The 9,276-nt window shown below is 38.4% G+C and carries 9 protein-coding genes; all 9 read left to right on the top strand.

Features of this window, described 5'->3' with window-relative positions; all coding sequences use genetic code 11:
- Positions 1–620 precede the first annotated feature (620 nt).
- The 9 genes from rpmH to NSQ11_RS19180 all read left to right on the top strand — a co-directional run bounded on the left by rpmH (position 621) and on the right by NSQ11_RS19180 (position 9,116).
- Complete coding sequence (rpmH, locus tag NSQ11_RS19220; RefSeq protein WP_008360908.1) at positions 621–755, top strand: 50S ribosomal protein L34; 135 nt, start codon at positions 621–623, stop codon at positions 753–755.
- Between the two features lie 78 nt (positions 756–833).
- A complete protein-coding gene (gene rnpA, locus NSQ11_RS19215) occupies positions 834–1,193 on the top strand; it encodes a ribonuclease P protein component (RefSeq protein ID WP_035390150.1) in 360 nt (119 codons plus the stop codon).
- A gap of 158 nt (positions 1,194–1,351) precedes the next feature.
- On the top strand, positions 1,352–2,134 hold the full coding sequence (gene spoIIIJ, locus NSQ11_RS19210; RefSeq protein ID WP_139336409.1) for a YidC family membrane integrase SpoIIIJ: 783 nt from the start codon (positions 1,352–1,354) through the stop codon (positions 2,132–2,134).
- Positions 2,131–2,754 (top strand): RNA-binding cell elongation regulator Jag/EloR, encoded by a 624-nt coding sequence (gene jag, locus NSQ11_RS19205; RefSeq protein WP_076821512.1) that lies wholly within the window; start codon positions 2,131–2,133, stop codon positions 2,752–2,754. Before spoIIIJ ends, jag begins: the two co-directional genes overlap by 4 nt.
- A 402-nt stretch (positions 2,755–3,156) precedes the next feature.
- Positions 3,157–4,536, top strand: coding sequence for a tRNA uridine-5-carboxymethylaminomethyl(34) synthesis GTPase MnmE (mnmE, locus tag NSQ11_RS19200; RefSeq protein WP_076821510.1), 1,380 nt, complete (start codon positions 3,157–3,159; stop codon positions 4,534–4,536).
- 17 nt (positions 4,537–4,553) lie between these two features.
- Positions 4,554–6,440 carry a tRNA uridine-5-carboxymethylaminomethyl(34) synthesis enzyme MnmG gene (gene mnmG / locus NSQ11_RS19195; RefSeq protein WP_039169033.1) on the top strand — a complete coding sequence of 629 codons (1,887 nt, stop codon included), beginning with the start codon at positions 4,554–4,556 and terminating at the stop codon, positions 6,438–6,440.
- Positions 6,441–6,453: 13 nt separating this feature from the next.
- Positions 6,454–7,173 carry a 16S rRNA (guanine(527)-N(7))-methyltransferase RsmG gene (gene rsmG, locus NSQ11_RS19190; protein WP_007497477.1) on the top strand — a complete coding sequence of 240 codons (720 nt, stop codon included), beginning with the start codon at positions 6,454–6,456 and terminating at the stop codon, positions 7,171–7,173.
- A gap of 105 nt (positions 7,174–7,278) precedes the next feature.
- On the top strand, positions 7,279–8,154 hold the full coding sequence (gene noc, locus NSQ11_RS19185; RefSeq protein WP_024718432.1) for a nucleoid occlusion protein: 876 nt from the start codon (positions 7,279–7,281) through the stop codon (positions 8,152–8,154).
- A gap of 128 nt (positions 8,155–8,282) precedes the next feature.
- Positions 8,283–9,116, top strand: a complete 834-nt coding sequence (locus tag NSQ11_RS19180) for a YiiX/YebB-like N1pC/P60 family cysteine hydrolase (protein WP_017359870.1) — start codon at positions 8,283–8,285, stop codon at positions 9,114–9,116.
- The last annotated feature ends 160 nt before the right edge of the window (positions 9,117–9,276 follow it).

Below are 9,276 nucleotides of genomic sequence, written 5' to 3'. Positions count from 1 at the left end.
AAGGCTTCTCCCCCCTCCTTTTCTTTTTAAAATGACCAGTATCAAACTGTTATAGAACACGAAAAAGAGCAAATGGTCATCACCATTCGTGCACATACTTTGTTGAAAACAATTAATATAGTAGAAAAACGTCTTTTCGACAAATTACACAGGTTGTGGATAAACAATTCAACAAGCTGTGTAATAACTTTCCACAGGTTATCCACAAATTGTGGATAAGGTAAATAGGCCAGATAAGTAATTAAGAGTTAAAACACAAATATAATATCAAAATAAACAAGATGGTGCAATGGGTGTCACAAACTTATCCACACACTTTACATCCTGTTGAAAAATAATTATCCACATAGGTTATTTGTGTGAAAAAAATGTCGATAATGGATGTGGATAGTCAAAATATGCCGAAAAAATATCCACAACCTTGTTTTGAAGGTTTTTTTGAAGGAAAAAAAGAATAAAATGCTGGAAACTAAAAAAGAAGGTTTCTTCACTTGATAACTTGTGTTATGCTTATAAGGTTGATAATAAGAGTTTTATCATTGATATTGACAATCGATGGGTTACACAAATATAATGAGTTAGACTGTCTTAAACAGCTATTCCTCAGGGAGGTGTCATAAATGAAAAGAACGTTTCAACCAAATAACCGTAAGCGTAGTAAAGTTCATGGCTTCCGCAGCCGTATGAGTTCTAAAAACGGACGTCTAGTTTTAAAGCGACGCCGCAGCAAAGGTAGAAAAAAATTATCAGCTTAGGCCACTGAATAATGTCAGTGGTCTTTTTTACATAAAATCGTAAATGAATTGTCAGTTTTTATCGGAGTGGAAGAAAACATGAAGAAGCGAAACAGGCTAAAAAAAAATGAAGAGTTTCAAACAGTGTTCAAAAAAGGTCAATCAATGGCTAATCGCCAATTCGTCATTTATCAGCTGGACCAACCAGATCAAGAAGAACTGCGTTTAGGATTGTCTGTCAGTAAGAAGATAGGTAATGCAGTGATAAGAAACCGGATTAAACGATTGATCCGTCAGGTGTTCTTAGAGGAAGGTCATAAGCTAAAGCAAGAAAAAGACTACATTGTTATCGCACGAAAACCAGCAAGCGAATTGACCTTTGAAGAAACAAAGAAGTCTCTCCAGCATTTATTTAGAAAATCCGCTGTTTATCAACAACAACCGAAAAAGTCTTCGTAATAGAAACTTTCGTTGAATCAATTTTTAAAAGCGCTTCCTTCATCTAGTGAATTAAAATGAAACCACCACTTTGTAATGAAAAAATGTTACCATACTGATTAGGTGAGTCACTTTCGTAATCAATTCCAACTTAAATAAAGTTTGAAGTAATGGGAGGAATCTTGTTGAAAAGGCGATTATTACTAATATTTAGCTTGATTGGCGTGTTGGTTCTATTGGCAGGATGTACACAAATCAATGAACCAATCACATCAGATAGTAAGGGATTCTGGAATTCGTACATTGTATACCCGCTATCTCAATTAATCACTTACATGGCAAACTTAACTGGTGAAAACTATGGTGTAGCGATTATTATTGTAACTCTTTTGATTCGTTTGCTCATTTTACCATTAATGATTAAACAGTTAAGAAGTACAAAGACTCTACAGGCGATTCAACCTGAAGTGAATAAATTGCGTGAAAAATATAGTTCTAAAGATCAAAAAACCCAACAGCAACTTCAACAGGAAACAATGGCTCTTTTTCAAAAACATGGTGTTAACCCGTTAGCAGGGTGTTTCCCAGTTTTGATTCAGATGCCAATCTTAATTGGTTTTTACCATGCTATTATGAGAACTGCTGAAATAAAAAAACATACATTCTTATGGTTTGACCTAGGCAGTCCAGATCCATTATTTCTATTGCCGATAATTGCAGGTGTAGCCACCTTTGTTCAACAAAAGCTTATGATGGCCGGTAATGCATCTAATAACCCTCAAATGGCGATCATGTTATGGGTTATGCCGATTATGATCATTGTATTTGCTATTAGTTTCCCAGCAGCACTTTCATTGTACTGGGTTGTAGGTAATATTTTCATGATCATCCAAACATTAGTGATTAAAACTCCTCAAGTAAAATTAGATACAAAAGAAAAAGCTGGCGGGAACAAAAAATGAAGGAAATAACTGCTGTCGGTCGCACAGTCGAAGAAGCAGTAGATTCCGGACTGAAACAAATTCAACTACTACAAGAAGAAGTAGATATCACAATAGTAGATGAAGGAAACAAAGGGTTTTTAGGATTATTTGGTAAAAGACAAGCTGTTGTCAAGTTAGTAGAAAAGCGAGATGCGCTCAAATTAGCAACACAGTATTTAGAAAAAATTGTTAAATCAATTGATCCTAAAGCAGACATTGTTTCGAAAAAAGAAACGAAAAAGATCTCTTTTCACATTGATGGAGACAAAACTTCATTAATGATTGGAAAAAGAGGACAAACACTGTACTCTTTAGAAACCTTGGTGCAGTTAGTGTTTAATCGTTATTCTGATCAGTATCATCATATTACAATTGATATTGGAGATTATAGGAAGAAACGACAAGAAGCACTTGAACAATACGCAATCAAAACGGCAAACCGTGTTTTAAAAACGAAGAGAAAGGTTCATTTAGAACCGATGCCTTCGAATGAACGAAAAGTCGTTCATGATACGATTGCAGCATTTTCTAAAGAACTGGCCACGGCATCTGAAGATACGGGCACCAAGCGTCATGTTGTGGTGCTTTATAAAAAATAGCAGAAAGGCTAAGATTCAGCAAAGCTGGATTTTAGTCTTTTTTTATTGAAAAATTACCTTTTAATAGTAGGTTCCTCCTTTATTTCTAAAAAGTTAGTGTGTTATTTAGATCGAAAACGTCATTTTCCCTTAGTTGCAAAGGGAGAAGGACGTTTTAATTTATTGGATTTAGGTGTAAGATGTGAAGACAAGTTTAGAACGTCGTTACTCACATGTGGATAAGTTAAGTGTTAAAATAGACAGGGTGCAAAACTGTGGATAATTAAATGTGGGCTACTTTCGCTTCGCATGCATTTGTGGTATCTTTAAATTTTGGATTAAGCGTTTTTGATATAGAGATGGACAACGTCCATTTAATAGATATAAGACTGTCTATTGAATAGAGAAAGAGGTGAATGAGCGGTGGATACAATTGCAGCAATTTCTACACCAATGGGTGAAGGGGCAATTGCCATTATACGTTTAAGCGGGCCTGATGCAGTTCAGATTGCTGATCGCATGTATAAGGGGCCTAAGGAAAAAAAACTTGTATCAGTGGATTCTCATACAATTCATTATGGTCATATTGTAGATTCAAGTACCGAGCAAGTGATAGAAGAAGTCATGGTGTCTGTATTAAGAGCGCCAAAAACATTTACGAGAGAAGACGTTATTGAGATCAACTGCCATGGCGGAATTGTCACGGTCAATAAAGTCTTGCAGCTTGCTTTAAAAGAAGGAGCGAGATTAGCGGAGCCAGGTGAGTTTACAAAACGTGCTTTCCTAAATGGAAGAATCGACTTGTCACAAGCAGAAGCCGTAATGGACTTGATTCGTGCAAAGACTGACCGTGCGATGAATGTCGCAATGACTCAAATGGAGGGACGTCTCTCCGGTTTGATTAAACGTCTTCGTGGTGAGATATTGGAGACACTTGCCCATGTAGAAGTGAATATTGATTATCCAGAGTATGACGATGTTGAAGAAATGACACATCGAGTCTTAGTTGAAAAGGCGACATCTGTGAAAAAGGAAATTGAATCGCTTCTAACGACTTCACAGCAGGGGAAAATCCTACGTGAGGGTTTATCTACTGTTATTATTGGAAGGCCAAATGTTGGGAAGTCTTCCTTATTAAATAGTCTTGTTCAGGAAACAAAGGCGATTGTGACCGATATTCCTGGAACAACCAGAGATGTCATCGAGGAATATGTGAATGTAAGAGGAGTGCCGCTCCGTTTAGTAGATACTGCAGGTATACGTGAGACTGAAGACATTGTTGAGCGTATTGGGGTCGAACGATCAAGACAGGTCTTAAAAGAAGCTGACCTGATTTTACTTGTGCTCAATTATAGTGAAGAGTTATCTGAGGAAGATATTAAGCTATTTGAGGCTGTCTCGGGTATGGATATTATTGTGATTGTCAATAAGACTGATCTTGAGCCTAAACTTGATGTAGAAAAAGTAAAAGAGTTAGCGAAAGATCGTCCAGTCGTGACAACATCTTTATTACAAGAAAAAGGGATTGATGAGCTTGAAATGGCCATTCAATCTTTATTCTTCACTGGCTCAATTGAAAGTGGAGATTTAACGTATGTAAGCAATACTAGGCATATTGCGCTCCTTCAAGAAGCAAAACAATCGATTAAGGATGCTCTAGAAGGAATTGAAATGGATGTACCGATCGACATTGTTCAAATTGATTTAACACGCTGTTGGGAGCAGCTAGGTGAAATTATTGGGGATGCTGTTCATGAAAGCTTAATTGATCAGTTATTCTCTCAATTCTGTTTAGGAAAGTAAAGGGAGGAACAAAAGAAATGGGTTATGAAGCTGGCCAATATGATGTAATCGTCGTCGGTGCCGGTCATGCTGGTGTTGAGGCTGCTCTTGCTTCTGCAAGACAGGGCGCCAAAACACTTGTATTGACCATCAATCTCGATATGGTTGCTTTTATGCCATGTAATCCGTCCGTAGGAGGTCCCGCTAAAGGGATTGTCGTCAGAGAAATTGATGCGCTAGGCGGGGAAATGGCACGAAATATAGATAAGACGCATATTCAAATGCGTATGCTGAATACTGGGAAAGGACCTGCTGTCCGTGCGTTAAGAGCGCAAGCAGATAAGTTTCAATATCAGCACGAAATGAAAAAAACAATGGAAAATGAACCAAACCTAACAATGCTGCAAGGGATGGTAGACCATTTAATTGTAGAAGATGATGAATGTAAAGGTGTTGTGACTCAAACAGGTGCAAATTATCGCGCGAAGTCTGTTGTTCTAACGACTGGTACTTTCTTAAAAGGCCGCATTATTTTAGGGGATCTTTCTTATTCAAGCGGTCCTAATAATCAGCAGCCTTCCATTAAATTATCGGATCATCTAGCAGAATTAGGATTCGATTTGGTTCGCTTTAAAACTGGGACACCACCTCGAGTAAACAGCCACTCGATTGATTATAGTAAGACGGAAATTCAACCAGGTGACGATGTACCACGTGCGTTTTCTTATGAAACTGTGGAATATATTACAGATCAATTACCATGCTGGTTAACATACACGAGTTTAGAGACTCATCAAATTATTGATGAGAATCTTCACCGTTCTCCTATGTATTCAGGTATGATTAAAGGAACAGGTCCTAGATACTGCCCGTCTATTGAGGATAAGGTGGTTCGTTTTAATGATAAACCGAGACATCAAATTTTCTTAGAGCCAGAAGGCCGTAATACGCAAGAAGTGTATGTTCAAGGTTTATCTACAAGTCTGCCAGAGGATGTACAGCAGCGAATGCTGTCAACCATTCCAGGGCTTGAAAATGTACAAATGATGCGAGCGGGTTATGCCATTGAGTATGATGCGATTGTGCCTACACAATTGTGGCCGACACTTGAGACGAAGAAAATTTCTGGATTATATACAGCTGGCCAAATTAATGGTACCTCTGGTTATGAGGAAGCTGCAGGTCAAGGAATTATGGCAGGTATCAATGCAGGAAGAAAAGCATTGGGTAAAGAAGAAGTCATTTTAAGCCGATCTGATGCATATATCGGTGTTCTCATTGATGATCTTGTCACGAAGGGTACAAATGAACCTTACCGTCTTTTAACTTCTCGTGCAGAGTACCGCTTACTTCTGCGTCATGACAATGCTGATTTAAGATTAACGGAACTTGGATATAACATTGGTTTAATTTCTGAAGAGAGATTCCAAGCATTCACACAGAAAAAAGAGGCTATTGAAGCAGAGAAAAAACGTTTATATTCTGTCATTATTAAACCTACAGCAGAGACACAGGAATATATCCGTTCTCTTGGTGGAAGTGAATTGAAGGACGGTATTCGCGCTAGTGATCTGATGAAGCGTCCAGAGATGAACTATGAATCTGTTGTGAAACTAGCTCCTGCTGACACACCGCTTCCTGCTGATGTGTGTGAACAGGTAGAGATTCAAATTAAATATGAAGGTTATATTGAAAAGTCGCTCCAACAAGTTGAAAAGCTGAAAAAGATGGAAAACAAAAAGATTCCGGATCGAATCGATTATGATGCCATCAAAGGGATTGCAACTGAAGCGAAGCAAAAGCTAAAAGAAGTCCGACCGCTTTCTGTTGCACAGGCTTCTCGTATTTCAGGCGTTAACCCTGCTGATATTTCTATCCTTTTAGTGTATTTGGAGCAGGGACGTATTGCGAAGATAGCAGAGTAGAAAGGATGTCGGCATGAACATTGAACAATTTACAGCAGCACTAGAGGAGAAAGGGATCACTCTTTCTCCAGTGCAGCTTGAACAATTTGAAACTTACTTCCATATGCTTGTAGAATGGAACGAGAAGATGAATTTAACGTCCATTACAGAAAAGGAAGAAGTATATTTAAAGCATTTTTATGACTCGATATCAGCAGCATTTTTTATTGATTTTCACAATGTGACAACAATTTGTGATATTGGAGCTGGTGCTGGTTTTCCAAGCATTCCTCTTAAAATTTGTTTCCCTCATCTACATGTGACCATTGTTGATTCTCTCCAGAAACGCATTACGTTTCTCAATGAGTTAGCAAAAGGGTTAAACTTACAAGATACTACTTTTTATCATGATCGTGCGGAGACCTTTGGACAACGTAAAGATCAACGTGAAAGCTATGACCTTGTCACCGCTAGAGCAGTTGCGCGCTTATCTGTCTTAAGCGAACTATGCCTGCCTCTTGTGAAAAAGGAAGGTTTGTTTGTTGCATTAAAAGCATCTGCTGCAGATGAAGAGATGCAAGCAGGAAAAAAAGCCGTCACTGTCCTCGGAGGAGAGGTTGTTGAAAAGCATTCCTTTGTTCTTCCTTTAGAAGAAAGCGAACGGAACATCATTGTCATTGAAAAGAAAAAACAAACACCAAAAAAATATCCTAGAAAACCAGGAACACCTAATAAATCACCAATAGAGGGTTGATCATGTAAAAGGTCGGTTTTTCTTCAATATTTATGATTTTACAGAAGGAAAAAACATGAGAAAATAGAATTATAAAAAGGTAGTTTTTAAAGGTGGTGTAGGTTCATGAAGCATTCACTCTCACGCTTCTTCGGGCTTGGTGACAAAGAACATCCTGAGCGTGATACCGAAATAGAGGCAGAGATTGCTGAGCATGAAACATTAAAGGAAGAGATACAGGAGCTCCCGGTCGACACAATTATGCCTAACCGTTTTCAGCCACGCACCATTTTTTCAGAAGAAAAGATACAAGAGCTGGCCACAACCATTCATACCCATGGCATTATTCAACCGATTGTTGTTAGACCAACAGAAGAAGAAGGAAAATATGAACTGATCGCCGGCGAAAGACGTTGGAGAGCGGTACAAACTCTTCAATGGGAGAAGATCCCCGCTATTATAAAAGATTTTACTGATACGGAAACGGCATCTGTGGCATTGATTGAAAATTTGCAAAGAGAAGAGCTGTCTGCAATTGAAGAGGCTCATGCTTATGCACGTCTTTTAGAGCTTCATGATTTAACGCAAGAAGCGCTTGCTCAGCGTTTAGGTAAGGGACAATCGACTGTTGCAAACAAACTAAGACTTTTAAAGTTGCCTGAAGAGGTACAGCAAGCCATTTTGGAGAAAAAAATCTCTGAGAGGCATGCCCGTTCACTTGTACCTCTAAAGCTGCCAGAATTACAGATCACGCTGTTGCAGGAAATCATCGAAAAGCAGCTGAATGTGAAACAGACTGAAGAGCGTGTAGTGAAGATGCTTGAACAAAAAACAGATCGCAAACCGAAGCCGAAACGTAAGGCGTTTAGCCGAGATACGCGAATTGCGATGAATACCATTCGTCAGTCTCTCCACATGGTAGAAGACAGCGGACTTAAAATAAATACCGAGGAAGAAGAATTTGAGGAATATATCCAATTAACGATTCGAATTCCTAAATAGAAAGAAGCTGATGAGCATTACTCGTCAGCTTTTTTGTCTTTCTCTCCCTTCAATTCATGATATTTACTTATTATTAATTAATTGGTAAAATATGATTTTCATAGTAGAAGGGAGGTGACATAAAACCGATGAAAATGAAAAAGACTATTTTTGCTATTATCTGTTATTTACTAATCTCTTTTTCTCTTTTTTCAAATGAAACGACTGTGTTTGCTGTGAGCACGTCAACGAATCATGATACTCATTCAGCGGAAGAAACGATTACAAAAGAAGAACTCAGTGCTCTGAAGAAACAAGGTGTGGTTTCGACAGATGTAACGGTTCAACAATTAAATCAAGAGCAAGCGTCTCAGGACGATGCGATCGATGTGATCACAGCTGATGATGATTTGGAGAACTATGGCTTACGGCAAAACAAACAGGATGAAATGGTAACAGATGAAAGGCCGAATACCATTCGCCATCTTTTTGGTAAACCGTATCCTGGAACCGATATTATGCCTCAAAAAGGGGATATATTGGTGACGAGCACTGGTGCTTTGAATGGTTTAATTGGTCATGCAGGCATCGTCATTAATGAGAAAAGCTATGCATCCATTCCTGGGTTCCGGCAGCATCCAAATATTGATTCCATTCAAAGCTGGTTTCGCTATAGTGCCAATACAAAGGTGATTCGGATTAATCATCAGGAAAAGGCAGATTTAGCAGGGGATTGGGCGCATGATTACGTGAAAGACCATCCGAAGGCTCGATATTCGATCACTATGTCTATTCAATCCTTGGACCCTACTTATTGTTCAAAGATTGTATGGCAGGCTTACGCGAAAACCGGGGACGCTGTTGGACATGCCACATTTACCATTAAAGCACCCTATGGGTTTTTGAAAAAGAAGAACTATAAAACAGTGACACCTAAAGTCATTGTAAGTGAAGGCCGAAAAATTGGCGGGCTAAACTTTTGATTGTATCTCCCTCACTTTTATGAAAGTGGGGGTTTTTTGTCTCGTTATTTTCTTCAAAAGATATATTAATATATCTTTAAAGCGTATTTTTATGCATCTATTCATGTACGGAAACACAGATTCATTCACGAATTTATAATGGGGGAACAAAAAAAGCAAA

It is taken from the genome of Bacillus sp. FSL W7-1582 (genome assembly GCF_038593325.1).
Lineage (GTDB): Bacteria > Bacillota > Bacilli > Bacillales > Bacillaceae > Bacillus > Bacillus altitudinis.
This window is presented reverse-complemented; position numbering and strand designations above follow the sequence as displayed.